Here is a 21,997-nt window from a genome sequence, read left to right as displayed (position 1 = left end):
CGTGCGGGGGGCCCGGCGCCGGCGGCACGGGCGCCTCGTACGGCGGGTACCCGGCCGGGCAGGAAGCCGTGGGCGCGGCGGCCCAGCCACTCGGCCTTGTAACGGTTCACACTGCGGTGCCAGTTGAGGATGCCCGCCATCCAGTTCTGGAGGTCGAGCACATAGGCGTCCATCAGGGCGCGCGCCTCGGCCGACAGCGCGAAGTCGTCGTACAGCACCGGCAGTTCGTGTGCGGCGACATGCTCGAACTGCTGCATGCGCTGGTTGATCAGGTCCTGGACGACTCCGAGCGCCTCCGGATAACCGACGCCGAAGAAGTTCTGCACGACCAGGACGCTGTTGTGGATCTCGCCCTCGTACTCGATCTCCTTCTGGTAGGAGAAGACGTCGTTGAGCAGGCAGGCGTAGTCGATGGCGGCGTTCTCCAGGGAGCGCACCGGACCGCTGGCGTACACCTCGGCCGGGATCGCGGGGCCGTGGCCCATCCGGCACAGGCTCAGGGTGAGGTCGGAGCCGAAGGTGGCGCGGCGCATCTCCAGGTAGTCGACCGGGTCGGGGATGCGGTTCTGGAGCTGGTTGGACAGCTCCCACACCCAGCTCTCGGTCATCGCGTCCACGGCCGTCCGGAGGGTGCGCCGCTGGTCCGGGGTCATCGCGGCCGTGGTGCGCGTCCACAGGTCGATCAGCCCGCGTTCCATGGCGTTGCCGGGGACCAGGGCCGTCGTGCCCTCGATCGCCATGCACTCCGAGAGGCGGGCCGTGGTCAGCCGGGCGGCGGCGAGATCGCGGCGGTGGCCGTAGACGAGGGGGTAGTAGTCGTCGCCGTAGGTGCCCCACGCCAGCCACCGCGCGCTGAGGTCGAGGGCCTCGGGGGTGGCGTCCGGGTCCAGGCCGGCGGAGCAGAGGGCGAGGTCGTACGCGGCGAGCTTGTCCTCGTCCCAGACGCCCTCCTGGAGGATGCCCATGCGGTGGCACCAGTCGACGAGGTTGCCGCGGGCCGCGTCCAGGTGGGGGCTGAGCCCGAGTTCGAAGGGCATGTACAGGTCGGGGATGCGGGACGGGCCGACCTTCTGGTACGGCACGTGGGAGCGGGCGCGCAGGCGGTCCTGGGCGGCGGTGGCGAGGAGCGCGCCGACGTCCGCGGCGGAGGTGCCGGGGCCCGGGCCCGGCTGCCAGGGCGAGGCGGACCGCGCACCCTTGTTCATGTACCGGCTGGAGCGCATGTGCCATTCATGGCCGCCGGACTGCCAGTCCTGGAGCCCCTTGGTGTAGGCGGCGACCGCGCCGACCTCCGCGGGGGTGAGGCCCTTCTCCAGGGCGATGGCCGGTACCTCGGTGAGCGCGGTGTGCTCGAACTGGTGCAGCCGGGAGGTGAGGACGTCGTTGACGGTGTCGGCGGCCTCCTGCGTGGTGCAGCCGAAGAACCTCTCCAGGACCAGCACGCCGTTGCTGTTCTCGCCCTCCTCCTCGACCTCGCGCTGGTAGGAGAAGAGGTCGTTGCGCAGGTGGACGGCGTCGGAGAAGGTCTCCATGAGCACGCGCAGCGGCCGGGTCCCGGCGACGGCGGGGGGCACCTCCGCCGTCGCGTACTCCACCAGCCCGGCCGACCAGGGGGCGCCGCCCACCTTGCGGCGCATCTCGATGTACTCGACGGGGTTGGCGATGCGCCCCTCGTTGATGTTGGACAGCTCCCACATCGACTCGTTGAGCAGGTGCTCGGTGGCGACGGAGAAGCGGCGGCGCCAGCCCGCCGACATCGACGGCACGGTCCGCTCCCACAGGTCCTTCAGCCCCGCCTCCACCGGGTTCTCCGGCGCGGGCACCGGTGTGCCGGGGTCGAGCGGCATGAACCGCGGCAGGCGGTCCAGGTGCGCCTTCCCGGCGGCGCGGTCCTGGGTGCGCTTGAACATGTCGAGGAAGTGGTCGTCGAAGAAGAACACCCACACGTACCAGTCGGTGATCAGCGAGAGCGCGGGGCCGTCGCAGTCGGGGTGGGTGTAGGCGCACAGGAGACCGTAGTCGTGCGCCTCCAGGTCGGCCTGGTCCCAGATCCCGGAGCCCTCCAGCATGCCCATCTCGCGCGCCCAGCGCGTCGAGTGGGCGCGGGCCTCGTCCAGGTGCGGGTTGAGCCGCGCGGGATACGGCATGTAGAAGTGCGGGAGTTCGAACGGCTGCGTCATGGCCGGGCCCTACCCGTGGCCCCGAACGGCCATCCACCCGGCGGCACATGATCACACCATCGCGTGAACCGCGCCCGGAACCGGGAACTCCGGCGGGGGGTCGTGAGGTCGTATCCCTTGCCGGGCCCGCGCGCGGGCCACGGTGGGCGCATGACCTCCTTCGTGCTGCCCCATGAGGTGCACGGCTCGGGCGCCCACAAGGTGTTCGCCGTGCACGGCTGGTTCGCCGACCGGTCCGCCTACGCCACCGTCCTGCCGGACCTGGACCGCGCCTCCTTCAGCTACGCGCTGGTCGACCTGCGCGGCTACGGCGAGGCCCGGGACGCCACCGGCTCGTACACCACGGCCGAGGCGGCCGTCGACCTGGTGGAGCTGGCGGACCGGCTCGGCTGGGAGCGGTTCTCTGTGCTCGGGCACTCGATGGGCGGCGCGGTGGCACAGCGGCTGCTGGCCGTCGCCCCGCACCGGCTGCGCCGGATCGCGGGTGTCTCGCCCGTGCCCGCGTCGGGCCTGCCGCTGCCGCCCGGGCAGGCCGAGCTGTTCGCGGACGCGGCGCACCGGGCCGGGAACCGGCGCGCGATCATCGACGCCACCACCGGGGGCCGCCGCCCCGCCGCCTGGCTGGACCGGATGGTCGCCCGCTCGCTGGAGCGCAGCGACCCCAAGGCGTTCCGGGCCTGAAGGCGGAGGATCACCCGCGTACTGGGCGTACTCGGGTGGTCCGACAACGCGGCGAGGCGCCGTGCCGGGCGTCGCGGACCCGGGCTGATCCAAACGAAACCCCCTAGCCGTGGCCGGCGCGCTCGACCCGGCCCTCTCCCCGGACGTCGTGCGGCGGACCTGGATGTCCTGGTACCCGCGCGCCTCGCTCACCGTGCTGCGCGGTGCCGGCCACTACGCGATGGACGAGACCCCGCTGGACCTGATCCGCACCGTCGAGGACTTCCTGCGGGCCGAAGAGGCCCTGGAGTCCTAGCTCAGACATCAGCCGCAAACTAGCCCGGGGGGTCACGCGCTCGCCGCCGCGGCAGCCTGTTCGTCGTGTTCCCGCAGCATCCGCATGACGGTGGCGGGTGAGGGGTGCTGGCCCTTCTTCGTGCCGGTGGTGATGACGAGCCGCTTGGCGATGTCGCGCAGGCTCATCTCCTGGTCGCGCAAGTGGAGGGCCATGGACAGCATGTCCTCGTCGGTGACGCCCGCGCCGCCGATGGTCTTGCCGCGCTTGCGGGCGGACTCGTGGCCTTCGAGGGTGCGGTCGCGGATGTACTCGCGCTCCATCCCGGACATGGCCGCGAGCACGGTGAACACGATGCCGGACGGATCGTGCGAGCCCTTCAGTTCCCCGGTGAGGAACTCCAGGCCGACGTCGCTGGCCTTCAGTTCCTCGGCGAGCATGGCGAGTTCGATGCCGCGGCCGAGGCGCTTGTGCTCGTGGACGACGAGGGTCACGGCGACGCCGGAGGAGCGGATCTCCCCGGCGAGCTTCACGGCGGCCTCCAGCTCGGGGCGCCGGGTGGCGCGGGTGGAGATCTTCTCCGAGAAGACCCGGGGCACCCCAGCCTCGGCGAGGGAATCGAGCTGTGCGTCAAGGGACTGCCGGGCAGTCGAGGCCCGTGCGTAGCCGAGACGGACGTGTCCGACCGGTCCAGCGCCAGCGCTCGCCGGCCGGGGCAGCTCGGTCCACACCGCCCCCGGTTTGCGTACGGCGGGGGTCGGCACGCTGAGCGCCTTGGCGAGTTGGGGTACGAGGCGGAAGCGTGCGGTGTGGTACTGGATGGCCACCTTGCCCTTGGCGGTCCGGCACGGGGAGCCCGCGGGGGCCGCGCAGGTGGACATCGGACAGTTGCGCGATTCCACGCGCTTGAAGTCGTCGCTCACGCCCCGGAGCGTTTCATGAGGATGTTTCAGAACACCACTCGTTTGCAACAACTCATGAAACATGATCGCCGCAGGTGGACCGTGGGACGGGCGGCTGTTTCACGAGCGACCATCTATGAAACAGATGCGCGGCACTCGCCTCGGCCAGCGTCAACAAATGTGACACCGAACTGCACTCTTCGCTCCGTTCCTGCTCGGCCCCATACCCTTCCCCCTGCAGGCGAGCCGACTCGTGCACCTCCAGCGTCCGGTCGCGGATGTACTCGCGCTCCATGCCCGACATCACGGCGAGCGCGGTGAAGACGACACCGCCCGGGTCGTGGCTGCTCTGGAGGGCGCCGGTGAGGAACTGCAGGTCGGTGCCGCCCGCGCGCAGGGGCTGGGGGGTGCGTCAGCCGGCGAGGTTCTCCTTGACCCACTGGCGGAGGTCGGTCACGGGGATGGCGTGGCGTGCGTTGTAGGTGTCGTCCTTCGCCCATGCGACGCCGCGGCCCTGTGCGAAGACCGCCCGGTATTTCCGCGTCATGTTGTCCGGGTCGGCGGCCAGCTCTTCGAGCAGCGACGGAACCGTCCACACCACGCGGCGGAAGGGACGCTCCAGCGCGGTCTCGAGCGTTTCGGCCAGCTCGCCGTAGGTGATGGTGTCACCGGCGAGGTAGACGATCTCGTTGCGGATGCGAGGTTCGGCGAAGAGGATGTCCGCGGTCAGGACGCCGATGTCTTCGGGGGTGGTCACGGTGACCGCCGTCTCGAGACTTCCCAGCGCGTTGACGGTGTCGCCGGGCAGGTCCACCATGCCCGAGCCGGGCTCGAAGAGGTAGTTCATGAACATGCCGGTGGAGATGATGACCCACTCGGTCCGGTCCTGGGACCGAAGCAGGTCACGGACGTCCAGCTGGGAGTCGAAGATGTCCTGCGGGCTTCCTCGGCCGATGACGTCGAAGTCGACGCCGAACTGCCACGGGAAGTACCGCGGGACCCTCGCCTGGAGGGCGGCCTGGGCGACCTTCATGGGGGTCTCGAGGCCGGCGGTGATGCCCGTGCACCCGATGACCGTGTCGTAGTCGGCGAAGATGGAGGCGAGCTCGTCGACGGTGTTCTTCACGAGGTCCCCTTCGACGACCTTCACGCCCAGGTTCTTGATCTCAGCGACGTCGCGCTGCTTGTCGGGTGCCGTGGACGTGATGGCGCCGGCCCGCAGGAGCACGCTGACGGACGAGCCCTCCACCGCTTTCGCTCGTCGGACGACGTTGCGGATGACGGGCATCCCGAGCTCCCCGGCTCCGATGATGAGGATGTCTCGGGAGGTGGGGATCGAGCTGTCACTGGTCATCTGGAGGACCCTCTCGTGTTCGTCTTGCCCCAGTGTGTTCTGGTCGCTGGGGTCTCGAGAAGCAACGTAAACTTTGACATCAGTGTCAAGGTCAAGTCGTCGGCCGACGAGGAGGAGCGAGTGATGAAGATCAGTGAGGCCGCCCAAAAGACAGGTGCCCCGGCTCGGATGCTCCGCTACTACGAGCAGCAGGGGCTCATCGAGTCGTCGCGGTCGGCCAACGGTTACCGCGACTACTCCGAGGACCAGGTCGAGCATGCACGTCACGTCCGGGCGCTCGTCGAGGCTGGTCTGTCGACGAGGATGATCAAGATCGTGCTGGACATCGAGGCTCCCTCGGCGCAGGACGCAGGAGGCGAGTGCACCCAGATCCTGGCAGGGGAGCTCGCTCGCGAGCTGCGCGTCGTGGAGAACAGGATCGTGTGCCTGGAGAAGAGCCGGGACGCGGTGATCGACTACCTCCGGCGAACGGGCCACGCAAACCTGCTGACCCCAGCATGACGCGCAGCCCCCGGGACCCGAGGGCGGAGGGGCATGGCCCCGGCCTGTGAGCGACGTCGGCCCCAACGGCGTCGACGTCGGCTGCGGCTGGTGGGACACCGCGGCCTCTGAGCGCGCAGTCCGCGCGGCGTTCCCGGCCTCGCGACGAGTCGGCTCAGTACTGGAGAGGGCGTCCCCCGGACCATCCGAACCAGCGATCGATCGCGACGTGGACCGTGACGAGCGGGCTGTCCCTGGCCGGGTAGTCCTTGCCGAGGAAGTGTCGCGACAGCCGGTCGATGTCAGCAAGGCCCTCGTCGGGCTTGATCGACACCACGTGCCCCTGAAGGGAGACGTGGGTGCCGAAGTCGTCTGCGACGAGCACGGTCAGTGCCACGTAGCCGTTGCTCTGCAGGTGCTTGAGACGGGCCCGGTCAGCGTTCATGCACAGCATGAGGAGACCGTCCTCCTCGATGAGGTACCACGTCGCCACCGAGACGGGCCGACCCTTCGACGTGACCGTCGCCATAACGGCGGGATTGGGCCTGCGCAAGATCGCTAGAGCTGCATCCGGTAGAGGTTCATCAGACATCGATCGATCATCTCACGCAGGCCGCACGATGGCCCGTGGAGGAGATGTCCGCGGGCCATCACGACCGCATCGCCGAAGCGCTGAAGATCATCACTGCCGAGGCCGAGCGCCCCACCACCGCGTAGCGACCTCCAGTCCCTGCGATGCCCGGAGCAGCTCGCTGAAGTGCCCGTTGCAGACGGACCGATCGCTCCGAGCCCCGTCCGTCCGGGGGCCCGGAGTCCTTCAGCGCGCTTGGGTGACGGACCTGTCGGCGGTGTCTGCCGGGGTGCGGGGGTGGGGCATCGCGAGCCCCAGGTCGAGGCGCTTGTCCATGTCCAGGCGGAAGGTGCCGTACGGGTTGACGTTGGACCAGAACAGCGCGGTCAGGCCGCGCCGGTCCTCGTCGGTCAGCCTCGATGCCCATGCCGGTTCGGCCAGGACCTGCTGCACCAGCAGGGTGTTGACATGCACGAGCGCGGACTGGAGCAGGTGCAGGGCGAGCATCGAGGTCTCGGCGTGCTCCTTGTCCGGTCCGGTCAGTGCTCCGTCCTTGCCGTAGTGGAGCACGGTGTTGGCGCTGTTCCAGTTCTCCACGACCTGGAGTCCGCCGTGGATCTCGCGGCGCAGGCCGGGACTGGCCAGGTAGTCGCAGGCGAAGACCGTACGAACAGCACGGCCGAGTTCTTCGAGTGCGGCGTAGGTGGGGTGCTTGGGGCCGCCGCGGGTGAAGCGGCGCAGTACCTGCTCGGCCTCCGCGGTCCCGAGCCGGAGCGCGGTCGCGTACTTCACCATCTGGTCGTATTGCTGCTCGATGAGCTCCCAGCGGATCGGCCGGGTCAGCGAGCCGCCGAGCGCGGGCCAGCCGGGCGGGGTGTCGTCCGGGCGGTACAGGCGGATGCCGCCGATGTTCTTCAGCCTCGGCAGCAGGCGGAAGTTGAGCAGCTCGGTGAAGGCGAACCCGACCACCGAGGCGCCGTGGGTGTCGACGTACTGGGACTCGATCTCGGCGTCGGTGCAGTGCCGCAGCAGGCCCTCGATCATCGCCGCGACCTCGGACGACGAACAGGACTTGAGCTGGGAGTAGATGCAGACGTTCTTCCGCTCGACATGCCAGTAAATCATCACGCCGTTGCCGCCGTAGCGGGCGTGGTACTCGGTCATGAAGTTCGAGGACCAGGACCCGAACTTCTTCGAGTCCGACGCGCACGCGTTGCCGCGGCCCCACCATGCCGTGTCACGGGCAGCGAAGGTGGCGTTCACCAGCCGGGTAACGGCGGCCCGGAGGTTGTCGACGGTGACGAAGTGCCGGCGCACGTGCCGCAGCGCGGCCTCGTTCTCGCCATGCTCACCGGTCGCCACGATCGCCCGGATGCCCATGTTCGTGCCCAGCGCGAAGAGGACCAGCAGCAGGCGGCGCTGAAGGACATCACGCTCGATGCGCTCGTAGGCAGCCACCGAGGCGAACTCGTAGGTGAAGCCGGTAAGGAAGTCGGCGTTCTTCAGCACGTCCAGGAGGTCCAGGACGCCCCAGCGGCGTGCGACCTCGTCCTTGAGGGCCGCCAGGCCGGTGGGCTCGGCCAGCGGTTCCAGCTTGGGCACGGTGATCCAGGGCTCGCCCTTGCGGGTGGTGACCTTCACCCCGCCCGCTGAGCCGTCCGTGAGCCCGGCCGAGAGTCCTTCCAGGCCCGCAGTCATGCGCTTCTTCAGGTCCGCGATGAACGCCCTCGGGTTCAGCGGCTGGCGGATCGCGGCGTAGTGCACGGCGCGGGTGGCCTCGAAGTCGCCGGGCAGGTCGTCTTCCGGGTTACGCCAGCGGGCGGCGCCCTCGACGTAGATCTCGCGGCGCCGTACCGCGTCCCGCAACGCGACCAGGACACACAGCTCGTACGGGATCCGCTCGACCTTGCCCTTGTCGTCGACGACCGCCTCGCGCCAGTCCTTGCGTACCACGCCGTCCATGGGCGCTTCGTCGCCGGCGTCGTAGAAGCGGGTCTTGCCGTCGACGTCGGCGTACTTCTTCAGCAGCTTCATCGCGTCCATCACCGGCCGGTAGGCGGTGTTGTTGCACTTGAAGGCCAGCGTGTTCAGCAGCGGCGGCAGCATCTGCCGGTAGTACGAGCTGTAGGAGGAACGCAGGGTGGTGCGGACCTTGGCCTTGAAGACCTTCTCGTTCGCCTTCGCCTCGGCGACCAGCTCACGGAGCGTCTTCTCCCCGACCACCGGAAACAGGGCCCGGCGTACGACCTCGTCGGGCTTGTCGACGGCGGCCGTCGCCAGCTTGAAGAGGATGCCCTCCTTGCCGCGTACCTTCTTCAACTCGGCGGTGAGCTGCTTCTCCACCCGCCGCTCGGCGCGGGCGTTGATCTTGTGGACCAGGGCGACCAGCAGGTTGACCAAGGCGTCGGTGATCTCCGCCTGCCGGGACGAGCACAGCGCTGCGAGCAGGGTGATCCGTACGTCCTCCGCCGTGTCGCGGAAGTCCGAGGGGTACATCTTGATCGCCCGTGCCCGCCAGGCGGCCACCAGCTTCTCCGAGCAATCCGTGAACAGTCCGTCGGGCAGCCCGAGCTTGCGCACGTCGTTGAGCTTGGTGATCTCCGCGAGCAGGGAGTCCAGGCCGACCGCGCCCGGGTCGCGCTTGAGCGCGGCCAGCAGGGCGGTACCCGTCTCGTTGTCCTCGGCCACCAGGGACAGCAGCCGAGCCGTGCCCGCCTCGCCCAGGCGGCCGATCGTGCGGGCGCAGAACGTCTTCTCCCACATGCCCCGCGCTGCGACGAGTACCTTCTCGACCCGGGTCCGGCCCGGTGGTTCGATCTTCCGGGCCCGGCACTCGACCAGCAGGGCCTCGCGCTGCCGGTCCTCCACCAGCTCGACCGGACAGACTTCCACGGCCAGCCATCCCGCCAGTGCCTTCTCGTCCGCGACCGTCGACGGCCGGAACTTCAGAGCCTCTCGGATCTGCTTACGGTGGTACTCGGCCGTCCGGCCGACCAGCATGTACTTCGCGAAGTCAGGGGTCGGGACCTTCACCAGATCGGCGACGTACTCCACCGCGGCCGGCGGGACCTCTTCCAGCACATCGGGGAACCGGCCCTCCAGCTCGAAGAACTTCAGCAACAGGCTGAAGCCGAGCCGGGTCGCCCCGGTCTTGTTCGCCACCAGGTCCCAGTCGCCGTCTACCAGCGTCCAGTTCGACAACAGCTCTTCTGGCGACCACTCTTGTCGCACGCCCGCCCCTTTGCCTCGATCACTCGATCAGACCAACGACGGCGCCCAGAACAGGGAAACGGGGCCCATCCAGCGACCCGCGACCTACTTTGCGGCTGGTGTCTGAGCTAGGACTCCAGGGCCGAAGAGGCTGAAGACGCCGAAGAGGCTGGAGAGGCTGGAGAGGCAGACCACGCCGACGGCACCACGGGTCCGGGCGGACGGGCATGAGCCTGCGCGAGGCGCCGCCGGTGCCGGACGTCTTCGATCCGCGCCGGTACGCCGCCGGGGTGCCCTACGACGACTACCGGGTGCTGCGCGAGCACCATCCGGTGGCCTGGCAGGAGGAGCCGGAGGTGCTGGGCTGGCCGGCCGGGCCCGGCTTCTGGGCGGTGACCCGGCACGCGGACGTCGTCCGCGTGCTGAAGGACGCGGTGACGTACTCGTCGTACGCCGGGGCGACCCAGATCCGCGACCCCGATCCGGCGGACCTGCCGTTCATCCGGCGGATGATGCTCAACCAGGACCCGCCCGGGCACGGCCGGCTGCGGCGGCTGGTGAGCCGCGCCTTCACCCCGGGGCGGGTCGAACGGTTCGCGGCCGTCGCCCGGGAGCGGGCGCGCACGCTGCTCGAGGGTGCCCTGGCCACGGCACGGGAGGGGGACGGCACGGTCGACCTGGTGGCCGCCGTCACCGACGACTACGCCCTGCTGAACCTGGCGGATCTGCTGGGTGTCCCGGAGAGCGACCGCGGGCTGCTGCTGCACTGGACGCGGCGGGTCATCGGCTACCAGGACCCGGACGAGGCCGGTCCGCCGGTGCGGGACGAAGCGGGCAGGCCGGTGGACCCGCGCTCGCCCGCGCGGCTGCGGGACATGTTCGCGTACGCCGGGCAACTGGCCGCGCACAAGAGGCGGCGGCCCGCCGACGACATCATGACGACGCTGGCCCACGACGCCGAACTCGTCGACGCGGAGCTGGAGATGTTCTTCTTCCTGCTCACCGTGGCGGGCAACGACACCGTGCGCGCCGCCGCACCGGGCGGGCTGCTGGCGCTGGCGGAGCACCCGGAGGCGTACGCGACGCTGCGCGGCGGACGTGCCGGCGTACCGTCCGCCGTCGACGAGCTGCTGCGCTGGCACCCGCCCGTGCTGACCTTCCGCCGGACGGCCGTGCGCGACACCGAGCTGGCGGGCCGCCGCATCCGGGCCGGCGACAAGGTGGTGGTCTTCCACGCCTCGGCCAACCGGGACGAGCGCGTGTTCACCGGGCCCGACCGGCTGGACCCGACCCGCTCCCCCAATCCGCACGTCTCGTTCGGGGACGGCCCGCACGTCTGCCTGGGCGCCCACTTCGCCCGGCTGCAACTGCGGCTGCTCTACGAGGAGGTGCTGCGGGTGCTGCCCGGGCCGCCGAGCCCGGCCGGACCGGCCGGGCGGCTGGTGTCGAACTTCGTCAACGGCGTCAAGTCACTGCCGGTGCGCCTGGCCTGACGGGACGCACTGGATCAGCGCGTGTGTGCCGCTGGTCCGCCAGCGCTGCCCCTCGGCGGCGACCAGCGCGGCCTCGGTGGCGGCGGAGAGGCCGGTGATCACATCGGACTTGAGGGTGCGCAGCGCGGCCACCGGACCGGGGAAGTACGCGGTCGTCTCCCGGAAGGGGGTGGTGGCCGGCCAGAGCCGGTCGCCCACCAGGCGGCGGTAGTTGAGGTCGCCCTTGACGATGGTCAGGGTCGCCGCCGCGAACTCGGCCCGCAGGTCGTCCGGCATCTCGGAGTACGGCAGCGGGGCGCTGGAGAAGGGGTGGGCGCGGACGACGAGCCGGCCGTCGGCCATGGCGGACCAGAGCACGCGCGCGTGGTCGGCGGCCGGGCCGGGGGCCGCGCGCAGCCGGCGCAGCGCGTCGACCACATCGGCGGTGGTGGCGTCGGAGACGTAGTACGGGTACGGCTTGACGTGCAGGACCGCCCGCGCGGTGCGGCCCTCGGCGAGGAGGTGTGCGATGAGCAGGAGGTCGGGGACGAGTTCGCGGCCGGCGTTGTCGGCGATGAGCACCAGCGTGCCCGTCCCGGCGGGCGGCAGCAGCGACCACAGGGTCTCGCTGTCGTCGGCGACCAGCGCGGGGGACGGCTCCTCGGCGCGGGCGCCTTGGGCGGAGATCCGGAAGCCGAGGTCGGCGCGGTTGCCCCAGAGCGAGCCGTGCAGCAGGGCGCGGGCCCGCTCCTCCTCCGGCAGTTCGCGCAGGCCGTCGAGGGCGGCCAGTTCCTCGTCGGTCTCGGGCGCGTCCAGTTCGGCGCGCTTGAAGGGGCGGAAGGGGTCGACGCCCTGCCAGGCACCCGGGCCGAACCAGCCGACGGCGTCCAGCAGCCGCCGGTAGAAGTAGCTCTCGGACCACAGCCAGGGCACGTCGTACCAGGACCGCCCGGTGTGGCCGGGCAGGCCCCACGCGTCCCACCGGTCCCGGTCCGGGGCGTCGGCGGGCAGCGGCCCGACCGTTCCCCCGGCGCAGCTGAGCAGCAGCTCGTCCAGCGCCCGGTGCTGCCCGGGGCCGTACGGGAAGGCGTCCCGTACCCGCTGGACGATCGCGGGGTGCCGCTCGGCCAGCACGCTGTGCGGGAACGAGCCGGGCTCGTTGCCGAGGATCACGGGTGCGAACGGGGTGTCGGACATGTCCGTCACCGTATCGCGGGCGTCAGGCGGCGCGGACCTCCCGCTCCAGCTGCGTGGCGAGGGTGACATAACGGGGGCGTCGGTGCACCGGGACGAGACCGCGGATCACGAGGTGCCACATCTCGGCGACCCTGCGCGGCAGCCGCCCGACGGGTTCGAGCGAACGGCCGGCGACCCGGGTGCCGATGAAGAAGCAGACGAGGGAGTGGGCGACCACACCGACGTCGACGTCACCGTGCAGGTCGGACTCCCTGACGGCGCCCGTGAATTTGCGGGTGGCGAAGTCGAGCCACTCGGTGAACGGGTGCCGCAGCGGCGGCCGTACGGCGATGTCCGCGGTGGCGAGGCGGAGCCCGGCACGCGGCACGGGGTCGTCCACGGCGAGCCGGGCGATCCCGAAGGTGGTCCGCATGAGGGCCTCCAGGGAGGAGCAGCCGCGGTTCTCGACGTCGGCCACGAGCTGTCGCGCCGCCTTGGTCTGGAGCTCCAGGATGGCGTGGGCGAGGTCCTCCTTGGCGGCGAAGTGGAAGTACAGGGCGCCCTTGGTGACCTTCGCATGGGTGACGATGTCGCTCAGACTGGTGGATTCGTACCCATGCCGGTCGAACAGGTCGGCGGCGGCCGTGATGATCGTGGCGCGGGTCTGTTCAGCGCGTAACTGCCTCGCCATCCGGGACCCCTCCTCCCATCTCAAAAGAACAGGACATGCGGTTTGTTTTTAGCCCCCCGCCTACGATAACTCACCGCACGGGAAGGGAAGTCCAGCGGTCCGCGCACGCGATGCGACACGTGTCAGCGACGCCTCGAACACCGGCCGAATCCCCGGCGCCACCGGGAACGGACGAGACCACATCGCGGTTTCCCTCCATCGCGGGCCGGTGTCCGGCGGCTTCGGGGCGACGACCGCCGCACCCGTGATCGCCACGATACGAGGCGGACGGCCGGTCCTCAATGGGCTGTAGGAGCAGGCGCAAAACAGCAGAACCGGTCGGTGCTTTCGCGCCCCCGGCGCTCGCGCTCCGCGGAGGCGTTCCGGATGGCGGGGATGACCCGTATGCCGGGTACGGGCGAGATGGGGGCGGCGGCCCGGCGGTCCGTGATCACGGCATGCGGCGGCTCGCGCACGGCCTGGAGCGACCTGCGCGTGGCGGGCGGGGGGAGAGGGAGGGAGAGAAGCGCGGCCGGCGGGCGAATCCCGGCTGCCGGCCGCGCGGCGGGAACGTACCCGCGCACCGGGTCCTGGACCCGGCCGCGTGGGAGTACACGCCGTGGGTGCACATGCCTTGGACGTACACGCCGTGGACCCCGGGCCCGGGGAACCGGGAGCCGGGGTGCGGGGTGTCGGGTGCGGGGCGGCGGGTGCGGGGCGGCGCCGGTGACGGGAACGCGGCGGCACGCCCCCTCGGCGCAACCGCCGACGGGCGGCGCCGCCACGGTGCCGGTGCTCACCGGGGGCGCCGCCCTCCCACCGCGGCGATGGCGCCGAACCGTACGGTCCGGCGGATCAGTTCACGTAGACCCGGACGCCCCCGTCGGTGACGGGGGCGTACTTGGCCGTGAAGTAGCCGTTGGCGAAGCACAGCGACGAGCCGGAGGTCTTGGTGAACTGCTGGTTGGTGAAGGTGATGCTGCTGTCGGCGTTGTCGGCCTTACCGGTCAGACCGGGCGCCTGGTACACACAGGTCACCGTGCCCAGCAGGGTGCGCAGCTGGACCGTGGCCTGGATGACGGAGCCGCTCGGGGGCGAGACCTTGAGGGTGCCGTCCGAGGCGACCGTCGCCGAGTAGGGGAGGTTGTTGATGGTGACCCCGTTGACGCCGGTGACACCGGTGACGTTGCTGGTGCAGGTGGTGGGGTCGAAGGTGTGCGCGGTGACGGACTCGGTGGCCGTGCCGGGCGCGGTCGGGTTGCCGGTGACCTTGGCGGTGAACTGGGAGGCCGTGCACTTGACCCCGGAGGTGCCGGTCGCGCTCGAGTAGAAGTTGGCCGAGGTGCCGGAGGCCAGGGGCGCGGTCAGGGTGTCGCCGACGGCCACGGCGGTGCCGCCGGTGCTGCCGGTGGTGAGGACCGTGCCGGCCGCGGAGGCCGGGGTGGCCCAGGCCAGGGCGAGCGTGGTGGCGGTGCCGGCCAGGGCGAGGAGGGAGCGCTTGCGCATGAGGGTGCCTCTCTAGTGGGGATCAGATGAGGTGAGGTGGGGGGTGGCTGGTGGTGCGGGTTTGCCGCCGGCGCGGGGCCGTGACGCCTTCTCCGTACGCTGCGGATCCGCGACGGCGGCACACCGGGCACCGGCCGAAGGTCTTGGGGGAAGACCTCCGGCCGGGCCGGACAAAGGGGCGGCCGGGCACACCGGGAAGGCGGGAGGCGTTCCGTGCCGGAGCCGCGCTGCGAGGTGGAGCGGGTTGCCGTGACAGGGCCGGGAACGCGGCCGGTGCCGCGCCGCGGGGCGCGACTGGCGCGCCTGCCGGATCCGGCGCCACGGATCCGTGGAAACAGGGGAAGTTGTAGACCTGATCAACCGTCAGCGTCAAGGTGTAGTAGCGGAGTTGTGTTACACGAGGGTGACGCGCGGGCCTCGTACACCGTTTTTCCACAACTCCCTTGACCCTTCAAAGTAACCGGCGGTAACTTCCTCGAAGGCTACTGCCGCGTAACGTGATAGCCCTCGCACCCGCCGGGAGTCGTGAGGAGTCGTGCGCTGCATCCGCTGTCCGCGCCAGGACACCGCGCCACTGAAGCCCAATCCGCATTGATCCGCGCCCATGGGAGCAGACATGGCCTCGTCCCCGGACGTCCCGTCCACCGGCAACACCCCCGAGAACCCGGGGAGCAGCAACCCGTCACAGGCTCCGCACGCCGCCGGACACACCGTCGGCGGCGACAGGCGGGGACGGGTCCGCGCCCGCCGGGCCGCGGTGATGGCGGTGCCCGCCACCCTGGTCGCCGCCGGCCTCGCCGTCCTCACCGCGCAAGGCGCGCTGGGCGTGCAGTTCGCCATCTCCGGCATGCCGTTCACGGTCACCGCGACGGAACTCAACGGCACCGGCTTCGAGCAGTTCGGCTCACTCGACAACATGGCGGAGGGCAGCCCGAACGCCGGGGACACCGGCGGCCAGGTGCTGGTCGTCACCTCGGCCATCAGGAACGCCACCCTCACCAAGCTGTGCCAGAGCGTCGACCTCGGCGGCACCAACCTGCTGATCACCGCGGGCAGCGGCGCGCAGAAGGTCAGTGCGAGCGACCTGACCACCGACTCCACCGAGCTGTCGGGTGACGCGGCGTTCAACAACATCGAGATCGGCAACGACGCCAGCACGCTGAACAAGGCGCGCGCGAAGGGCCCGATCGGCGTCTTCAGCCAGCAGGCCGACACCGTGCGCATCGCGAACCTGCGGCAGACCAACTACGCGACGACGGCGGGTGTGTTCAAGCTGCCGGGCCTCAAGCTCCGCTTCAGCGACTCGGGTTGCTGATGGCCGTGCCGGACGGTCCACGCCGGGGAGCGAGGCTCGCCTTCCGCGGATGGCGGGCCCGCCGGCCGTTCTGGGGCGGGCTGCTGCTCGCCCTCGGCGGCGGCGAGATCCTGCTCACCGAGAAGGCCTCGCTCAAGGTCGTGCTGCACATCGGCATGCAGGGTCTGGCCGGCTATCTGCTGCCGGGGCTCATGGTGCTGCTGGGCCTGCTGATCCTCTTCAACCCGTCCCAGCGGCTCTTCTACTCCATCACCGGCATCCTGCTCTCCCTGGGCACCTGGCTCACCTCCAACCTGGGCGGCTTCTTCATCGGCCTGCTCCTCGGCGCCACCGGAAGCTGCCTCGCCTTCGGCTGGCTCCCGGACCAGGAACCGCGCCTGAGCCGCCGCAGGCGCCGCGAGCAGGCCGGAGCCGCGGCGCACACGGTGACGTCGGAGCGGGCGGAGGCGTGACACCCGGCCCGACGGCCCGACCAGCAGTGGTGATCCATCCTCATATACGTCGTCGGGTACGACGAGTCTGACGAGTGGTCCGACGGGCGGACCCGGCTCCGGGCGGTGCGGTGAACCGTGCCGAGGTGCCGGACCGCCGGTCTGTCGGGCCACCGGTCCGTCGGATGACAGAGCTGTCGGGCCGTCAAACCGTCAATCCGTGTTCCCCTGATCAGGTGACCTGGGAACTTCCGTGCCCTCGCCAGGAGTTCACTCGGCAGCCGGACGGACAGGGAGTGCCGACCGGACGAGGCGATGAGTGAAGGAGCCAACGGCATGGTGTTCAAGAGGCTGCTGGGCGCGATCGGGGTCGGCGGCCCCTCCGTGGACACGGTGCTGGACGGCGCCGCGGCGCTGCCCGGCGGCGCCCTGACGGGCCGGGTCATGCTGCGCGGCGGCGGGTCGGCCGTGGAGATCGAGCACATCGGCCTGGAGCTGGTGGCCCGTGTGGAGGCGGAGCACGAGGAAGGGGAGAGCGAGGGCGCGGTCGCCTTCGAGCGGTTCACCGTCGGCGGCGGCTTCCGGCTCGGCGAGCACGAGGAGCGCGAGCTGCCGTTCAGCGTGCCGCTCCCCTGGGAGACCCCGGTGACCGAGTTGCACGGCCAGCCGCTCGGCATCGTGCTGGGCGTGCGTACGGAGGTCGCCGTGGCCGGCGCCCGGGACAAGGGCGACCTGGACCCGCTGGCCGTCCGCCCCCTGCCCGTGCAGGAGGCCGTGCTGGAGGCGTTCGGCCGGCTGGGCTTCGGATTCCGCTCGGCCGACCTGGAGTACGGCCGCATCGGCGGCACCGGCCAGCGGCTGCCGTTCTACCAGGAGATCGAGCTGACCCCGGCCCCGCAGTACGCGTACGCGCTGAACGAGCTGGAGCTGACCTTCCTCTCCTCCCCCACGAGCGTCGAGGTCGTGCTGGAGGCGGACAAGCGCGGCGGGCACGACGCGCTGACCCGGTTCGTCGTGCACCACGAGGACGCGCAGGCCCGCGACTGGGAGACCGAGGTGGACGGCTGGATCCGCCAGCTGACGGAACACCGCGACGCCTACGGCAGCCACGCGGCGTACGGGCATGACGGCGTGTCCGGGATCGGCCACCACTCCGGCGACTCCCACCACTCCGGCCCCGGCCTGGGCACGGCCGTGGCCGCGGGTGCGGCGGGCCTCGCCGTGGGCGTGGTGGGCGGCATGGTGGCCGCCGAGGTCGTGGACGAGATCGGGGACTTCTTCGAGGACGACGGGGACGAGGACTCGGACGAGGACTGACCGCCCGGCCGGCGGAGCCCCGCCGACGGTCCTCGCTCCCGTCACTTCGGCAACGCGTCACTTCGGACATCGGCGGGCCGGTCGGCGACCGAGGAACTTCCCGGCCGTCCCATTAGTTTCTACGGTGCTGTAGAAATTGCCGTCGGGCACCGTGCGGGTGTCCGACGGCCGATACGAGGAGTGGACATGGCCCTGTGGGACCGCTTCAAGGAGTCGGCGTCGCAGATGCAGACCCAGTTGATGGCGAAGAAGAACGACCTGAAGAGCGGCGCGTTCCGTGATGCGAGCATGGCGATGTGCGCGCTCGTGGCCGCGGCCGACGGGACGGTCGATCCGTCCGAGCGGCAGCGGGTGGCCCAGCTCATCGCCACCAACGAGGTGTTGCAGAACTTCCCGGCGGACGACCTGCGGCGCCGTTTCGAGGACAACCTGAACAAGCTGACGACCGACTTCGACTTCGGCAAGGTGAGCGTTCTCCAGGAGATCGCCAAGGCCAAGAAGAAGCCGGCGGAGGCGCGGGCCGTCATCCAGATCGGCATCGTGATCGGTGGCGCTGACGGCGACTTCGACAAGGACGAGCGGGCCGTGGTCCGTGAGGCCTGCTACACGCTGGACCTGCCGCCGCACGAGTTCGACCTCTGACCTCCGAGCGGTCCGGACGGCGTGTGAACCCGCCCGGCACGGCCGTGGTCGTGCCGGGCGGGGACGTCAGACGAGCCCGGCGGACTTCAGCCAGGACTGGGCGACGTCCAGCGGGTCCTTGTTCCCTTCCTTCACCTGGGTGTCGAGGTCCAGCAGGGTCTCGGTGTCGAGCTTGGCGGAGACCGCGTTGAGCGCGTCGACGCCCTTCTGGGACAGCTTGCCCTTGTGCACGAGCGGCTGGACGTTCTGGAAGCCGAAGAGGTTCTTCGGGTCCTCAAGGACGACGAACTTCTCCTTGGTGATGTTCGAGTCCGTGGTGAAGATGTCCGCGACCTGCACGGTGTTCTGCTTCAGTGCCGCCAGCGTCAGCGGGCCGCCCGTGTCCAGCGCCTTGTAGGACTTGAACTGGAGGCCGTAGACGGACTTCAGCCCGACCAGCCCCTGCTGCCGGGTCTGGAACTCCGGCGAGGCGCCGATGACCAGGTCCTTGGCGATGTCCTTCAGATCGGCGATGGAGGACTTCTCGGTGAGGTGGTACTTCTTCGCGGTGGCCGCGTTGACCGTGACCGAGTCCTTGGACTGCGCCGCCGCCGGTTCGAGCAGGGTGAGCCGGGAGTCGAGCTTCGCCTTGATGGCGTCCTCGGTCTCGTCGAGGCTCTTCGGGGCGGCCTTCTTGTCGAGGTAGGCCAGCAACGCGCCGTTGTACTCGGGCATCAGCGAGAGCGAGCCGTTCTTGATCAGCCCGTAGGTGGTCTCGCGGCTGCCGATGTTCGGCTTGTACGTGACCTTGATCCCCTTGGCCTTGAGGGCTTCGCCGTAGATGTCGGCGAGCAGGGTGCTCTCGGGGAAGTTGTTGGACCCGACGACCACGCTGTCGCCGCTCGCCTTGCCGCCGGTGAGGGGGTTGTCGGCCTTGTCGTCCTTGGAGGAACAGCCCGCCAGCAGAGCCGTCGCCGCCGCGAGGGCGACCACCGCCGCGCCTCTGCTCCCCCGGATGGACCTGCTGATATGGGTGTTTGAAGTCACCCATCGATCCAAGCCAGCCGGTTCTCGGTCAGTCAAGTCCAGTAGATCACCGATTGGCGTCGATCCGCGCCCCGTCATGCCGGAGGGCGGCCCTCCGGCATGCGCTGTAACGGAATCTTCATGAGGGGGCGCCGGTCGTCAGCCGTTCCGGCGCACTCCCGGTGACACGGTGAGCCGGGACACCGCCCAGAACACGGCGAGGGTCGCGAGGGCGAGACCGGCGACCAGGGTGGCGCCGCCGACGACCTTCTCGTAGTCCTTCTGGTAGAGCCCGTCGATGATGTACCGGCCGAGTCCGCCGAGGCTGACGTAGGCGGCGATGGTGGCGGTGGAGACGATCTGGATGGCCGCCGTGCGCAGACCGCTGAGGATCAGCGGGAGCGCGACCGGCAGCTCCACCTGGAACAGCACGCGCGCCTCGGTCATCCCCATGCCCCGGGCCGCGTCCACCGGGGACGGGTCGACCGAGCGGACCGCCTCGTAGGTGGTGACCAGGATCGGCGGTACGGCCAGCACGACCAGCGGGATCATCACCGGCAGCAGACCGAAGCCGAGCCAGATGAACATCAGCACCAGCAGGCCGAAGCTGGGCAGGGCCCGCCCGGCGGTGGCGAGGAGCGCGAGGGCGTTGCCACCGCGGTCGTAGTGGCCGGTGAGCAGCCCGATGGGCAGCCCGATCACGGCGGCGAACAGCAGGGCTTCCAAGGAGTACCCGATGTGCTCGGCGAACCGGGCGGGTATGCCGTCGTAGCCGTGCCAGTGGGCGCTGTCGCCGAAGAAGGCCTGCGCGAAGTTCAGGACGTTCACCGGGCGGCACCCTTCCTCGGCATCCAGGGGGTGAGGAGACGGCGGACGACGACGAGCGCGGTGTCGGCGAGGATGCCCAGCACCGCGATGGTGAGGACCGCGTTCACTGCGAGCGCGGGGCGGTGGTAGGTCTGGGCGTCGTACAGCATGTTGCCGAGGGCGCCCTGGTTGCCGATCAGCATGCCGACGCTGACCAGCGAGATGCTGGAGACGGTCGCCACCCGGAGGCCGGCGATGATGGCGGGAACGGCGATGGGCAGCTGGACCTGGAAATACCGCCGTACGGCGCCGAACCCCATGGCCTGGGCGGCGGCCAGGGTCTCCGGCGGCACCGAACGGACACCGTCCACGATCGCCGGGACCAGCACCACCAGGCTGTAGAGCGCGAGCGGGATCATCACGGTGGTCTCGCTCTGGCCGAAGTAGTCGATGAGGACGACGAAGAAGGCCAGCGACGGGATGGCGTAGAGCACGGTGGCGACGCCGAGGACGGGCGGGTAGATCCACCGGAACCGCACACACAGCTGGGCCACGGGCAACGAGATCAGCAGTCCGGCCAGCACCGGCAGCAGTGCCTCGCGCAGATGCAGCCCGACGAGGCCGGACCAACTGTGCTGGAGGTCGCTCGGGAGGTCGAAGAAGCCGCTCACAGCCCGGCCTTCGCCTCGGCCCGCTCCGCAACCCGGCTGTGCGCGTCGCGGATCGCCTCGCCGATGACCTGCTGGGAGACGACGCCGACCGCGCGGCCCTCGCCGTCCACGGCCACCGCCCACCCGGTCGGCGAGAGCACGGCGCCGTCGAGCGCGGTGCGCAGCGAGTCGGTGCCGGGCACGAAGGGCCGCCCGAAGTCCAGCAGCCGGTCCCGGTCGACGGCGCCGGCGGTCAGCCGGTCCGGCTCGCTCCAGCCGAGCGGTCTGCCCTCGGGGTCGGTGACGAGGAGGTAGGGGGCTTCGGCGCGGGCGGCGAGCCGGGCGGCGTCGGCGTCGATCGGGACGACGGGCGCGGTCTGCAACTCCAGACCGGCGGAGGGGAAGAAGGACAGCCGGCGGATGCCGCGGTCGGCGCCGAGGAAGTCCTCCACGAAGGAGTCGGCGGGCGCGCTGAGCAGTTCGGCGGGCGGCGCGTACTGGGCGAGCCGGCCTCCGGTGCGCAGCACGGCGACCCGGGTGCCCAGTTTGATCGCCTCGTCGATGTCGTGCGTGACGAAGACGATGGTCTTGCCCAGTTCGTCCTGGATGCGCAGGAGTTCGTCCTGGAGCCCCTTGCGGACGACGGGGTCGACAGCGGAGAACGGCTCGTCCATCAGCAGCACCGGCGGGTCGGCGGCGAGAGCGCGGGCCACGCCGACGCGCTGCTGCTGGCCGCCGGAGAGCTGGTACGGGTACCGCTTGGCGAACGCGGAGTCCAGGCCGACCCGCTCCATCAGCTCGGCGGCCCGGGCCCGGGCCTCCCGCTTGGACCGACCGAGCAGACGGGGCACGGTGGCGATGTTGTCGAGGATGGTGCGGTGCTGGAAGAGCCCGGCGTTCTGGATGACGTACCCCATCGACCGGCGCAGGGTGTTGACCGGCTGCTGCCGGATGTCCCGGCCGTCGAGGAGGATGGCGCCCTCGGTGGGCTCGACCATCCGGTTGATCATCCGCAGGGTCGTCGTCTTGCCGCAGCCGGAGGGACCGACGAGGACGGTGATCGCACGGTCCGGTATCTCCAGCGACAGCCGGTCGACGGCGACCGTGCCGTCCGGGTACCGCTTCGTTACTGCATCTATCCGTATCAAAACGCCGCGTACCCTTCGGGTCCGACCGATTCTGGGCTGGTGCGGGGAGAGTCTAGACGGCGCCTCTTCCGGCTGTTCGGCGGCGGAGCCGCATGCCGGCGAGCCGGTCCGTACCGGGCCGACCGTCCGTCTGCCCGCTTTTCGGCGGACCACGCGTCCCCGTCGCGATCTGGTGCGGCGGGGCCGCGCGGAGGGGGCGTCGCCCT

The 21,997-nt window shown here is 70.5% G+C and carries 17 protein-coding genes and 3 pseudogenes; 8 read left to right on the top strand and 12 right to left on the bottom strand.

What is annotated here, in order from left to right:
• Window positions 1–38 precede the first annotated feature (38 nt).
• A pseudogene (gene cyc2, locus IF37_RS45750) lies at window positions 39–2,180 on the bottom strand (germacradienol/geosmin synthase Cyc2); the annotation flags it as partial.
• A gap of 150 nt (window positions 2,181–2,330) precedes the next feature.
• On the opposite strand from cyc2, the pseudogene IF37_RS41225 reads away from it, so the two are divergent.
• Together IF37_RS41225 and IF37_RS41220 are read left to right on the top strand one after the other, a co-directional pair.
• A pseudogene (locus IF37_RS41225) lies at window positions 2,331–2,858 on the top strand (alpha/beta fold hydrolase); the annotation flags it as partial.
• Between the two features lie 106 nt (window positions 2,859–2,964).
• A pseudogene (locus tag IF37_RS41220) lies at window positions 2,965–3,156 on the top strand (alpha/beta fold hydrolase); the annotation flags it as partial.
• Between the two features lie 32 nt (window positions 3,157–3,188).
• On the opposite strand, the gene IF37_RS0114505 reads toward IF37_RS41220, so the two are convergent.
• Window positions 3,189–4,058 carry a recombinase family protein gene (locus tag IF37_RS0114505; RefSeq protein ID WP_030741799.1) on the bottom strand — a complete coding sequence of 290 codons (870 nt, stop codon included), beginning with the start codon at window positions 4,056–4,058 and terminating at the stop codon, window positions 3,189–3,191.
• Window positions 4,059–4,449: 391 nt separating this feature from the next.
• The gene (locus IF37_RS0114500; RefSeq protein ID WP_030741798.1) at window positions 4,450–5,391 is read right to left on the bottom strand and encodes an aromatic alcohol reductase; all 942 of its coding nucleotides are present in this window, start codon (window positions 5,389–5,391) and stop codon (window positions 4,450–4,452) included.
• Between the two features lie 15 nt (window positions 5,392–5,406).
• Here IF37_RS0114500 and IF37_RS0114495 point away from each other — a divergent pair, with 15 nt between their 5' ends.
• Window positions 5,407–5,892, top strand: coding sequence for a MerR family transcriptional regulator (locus IF37_RS0114495; RefSeq protein ID WP_216725840.1), 486 nt, complete (start codon window positions 5,407–5,409; stop codon window positions 5,890–5,892).
• 154 nt (window positions 5,893–6,046) lie between these two features.
• Here the strand turns inward: IF37_RS0114495 and IF37_RS0114490 are convergent, their stop codons facing one another.
• Both IF37_RS0114490 and IF37_RS0114480 read right to left on the bottom strand, forming a co-directional pair.
• Window positions 6,047–6,463 (bottom strand): pyridoxamine 5'-phosphate oxidase family protein, encoded by a 417-nt coding sequence (locus IF37_RS0114490; protein ID WP_030741796.1) that lies wholly within the window; start codon window positions 6,461–6,463, stop codon window positions 6,047–6,049.
• A 225-nt stretch (window positions 6,464–6,688) separates the two neighbouring features.
• A complete protein-coding gene (locus IF37_RS0114480; protein WP_030741795.1) occupies window positions 6,689–9,673 on the bottom strand; it encodes a Tn3 family transposase in 2,985 nt (994 codons plus the stop codon).
• A gap of 206 nt (window positions 9,674–9,879) precedes the next feature.
• On the opposite strand from IF37_RS0114480, the gene IF37_RS0114475 reads away from it, so the two are divergent.
• Window positions 9,880–11,145 (top strand): cytochrome P450, encoded by a 1,266-nt coding sequence (locus IF37_RS0114475; RefSeq protein ID WP_030741794.1) that lies wholly within the window; start codon window positions 9,880–9,882, stop codon window positions 11,143–11,145.
• Here the strand turns inward: IF37_RS0114475 and IF37_RS0114470 are convergent.
• From IF37_RS0114470 to IF37_RS0114460, 3 genes are all read right to left on the bottom strand, one after another.
• Window positions 11,122–12,321 carry a damage-control phosphatase ARMT1 family protein gene (locus IF37_RS0114470; protein ID WP_030741793.1) on the bottom strand — a complete coding sequence of 400 codons (1,200 nt, stop codon included), beginning with the start codon at window positions 12,319–12,321 and terminating at the stop codon, window positions 11,122–11,124. The genes IF37_RS0114475 and IF37_RS0114470 overlap by 24 nt on opposite strands.
• Before the next feature lie 22 nt (window positions 12,322–12,343).
• On the bottom strand, window positions 12,344–12,991 hold the full coding sequence (locus IF37_RS0114465; RefSeq protein ID WP_030741792.1) for a ScbR family autoregulator-binding transcription factor: 648 nt from the start codon (window positions 12,989–12,991) through the stop codon (window positions 12,344–12,346).
• An 834-nt stretch (window positions 12,992–13,825) separates the two neighbouring features.
• Window positions 13,826–14,476, bottom strand: coding sequence for a hypothetical protein (locus IF37_RS0114460; RefSeq protein ID WP_030741791.1), 651 nt, complete (start codon window positions 14,474–14,476; stop codon window positions 13,826–13,828).
• A gap of 616 nt (window positions 14,477–15,092) precedes the next feature.
• Here IF37_RS0114460 and IF37_RS0114455 point away from each other — a divergent pair.
• The 4 genes from IF37_RS0114455 to IF37_RS0114440 all read left to right on the top strand — a co-directional run bounded on the left by IF37_RS0114455 (window position 15,093) and on the right by IF37_RS0114440 (window position 18,181).
• On the top strand, window positions 15,093–15,791 hold the full coding sequence (locus IF37_RS0114455) for a DUF6230 family protein (protein ID WP_030741790.1): 699 nt from the start codon (window positions 15,093–15,095) through the stop codon (window positions 15,789–15,791).
• Window positions 15,791–16,243 carry a DUF6114 domain-containing protein gene (locus IF37_RS0114450; protein WP_173456811.1) on the top strand — a complete coding sequence of 151 codons (453 nt, stop codon included), beginning with the start codon at window positions 15,791–15,793 and terminating at the stop codon, window positions 16,241–16,243. Before IF37_RS0114455 ends, IF37_RS0114450 begins: the two co-directional genes overlap by 1 nt.
• 315 nt (window positions 16,244–16,558) lie before the next feature.
• The gene (locus IF37_RS0114445; protein ID WP_030741787.1) at window positions 16,559–17,539 is read left to right on the top strand and encodes a sporulation protein; all 981 of its coding nucleotides are present in this window, start codon (window positions 16,559–16,561) and stop codon (window positions 17,537–17,539) included.
• A 186-nt stretch (window positions 17,540–17,725) separates the two neighbouring features.
• A complete protein-coding gene (locus IF37_RS0114440) occupies window positions 17,726–18,181 on the top strand; it encodes a tellurite resistance TerB family protein (RefSeq protein WP_030741786.1) in 456 nt (151 codons plus the stop codon).
• A gap of 66 nt (window positions 18,182–18,247) precedes the next feature.
• Here IF37_RS0114440 and IF37_RS0114435 read toward each other — a convergent pair whose 3' ends face one another.
• The 4 genes from IF37_RS0114435 to IF37_RS0114420 form a co-directional block, all read right to left on the bottom strand.
• Window positions 18,248–19,207, bottom strand: coding sequence for an ABC transporter substrate-binding protein (locus IF37_RS0114435; protein ID WP_030741783.1), 960 nt, complete (start codon window positions 19,205–19,207; stop codon window positions 18,248–18,250).
• A 138-nt stretch (window positions 19,208–19,345) separates the two neighbouring features.
• A complete protein-coding gene (locus IF37_RS0114430; protein ID WP_030741781.1) occupies window positions 19,346–20,014 on the bottom strand; it encodes an ABC transporter permease in 669 nt (222 codons plus the stop codon).
• Entirely contained in the window at window positions 20,011–20,664 is a 654-nt protein-coding gene (locus tag IF37_RS0114425) for an ABC transporter permease (RefSeq protein WP_030741779.1), read from the bottom strand. The genes IF37_RS0114430 and IF37_RS0114425 overlap by 4 nt, the downstream gene beginning before the upstream one ends.
• Window positions 20,661–21,791 (bottom strand): ABC transporter ATP-binding protein, encoded by a 1,131-nt coding sequence (locus tag IF37_RS0114420; protein ID WP_030741777.1) that lies wholly within the window; start codon window positions 21,789–21,791, stop codon window positions 20,661–20,663. Before IF37_RS0114420 ends, IF37_RS0114425 begins: the two co-directional genes overlap by 4 nt.
• Window positions 21,792–21,997: the final 206 nt, after the last annotated feature.

It is taken from the genome of Streptomyces sp. NRRL S-31, from assembly GCF_000718775.1.
Lineage (GTDB): Bacteria > Actinomycetota > Actinomycetes > Streptomycetales > Streptomycetaceae > Streptomyces.
Note: the sequence above shows the minus strand (reverse complement) of the source record. Positions and strands in the feature narration are given on the sequence as shown.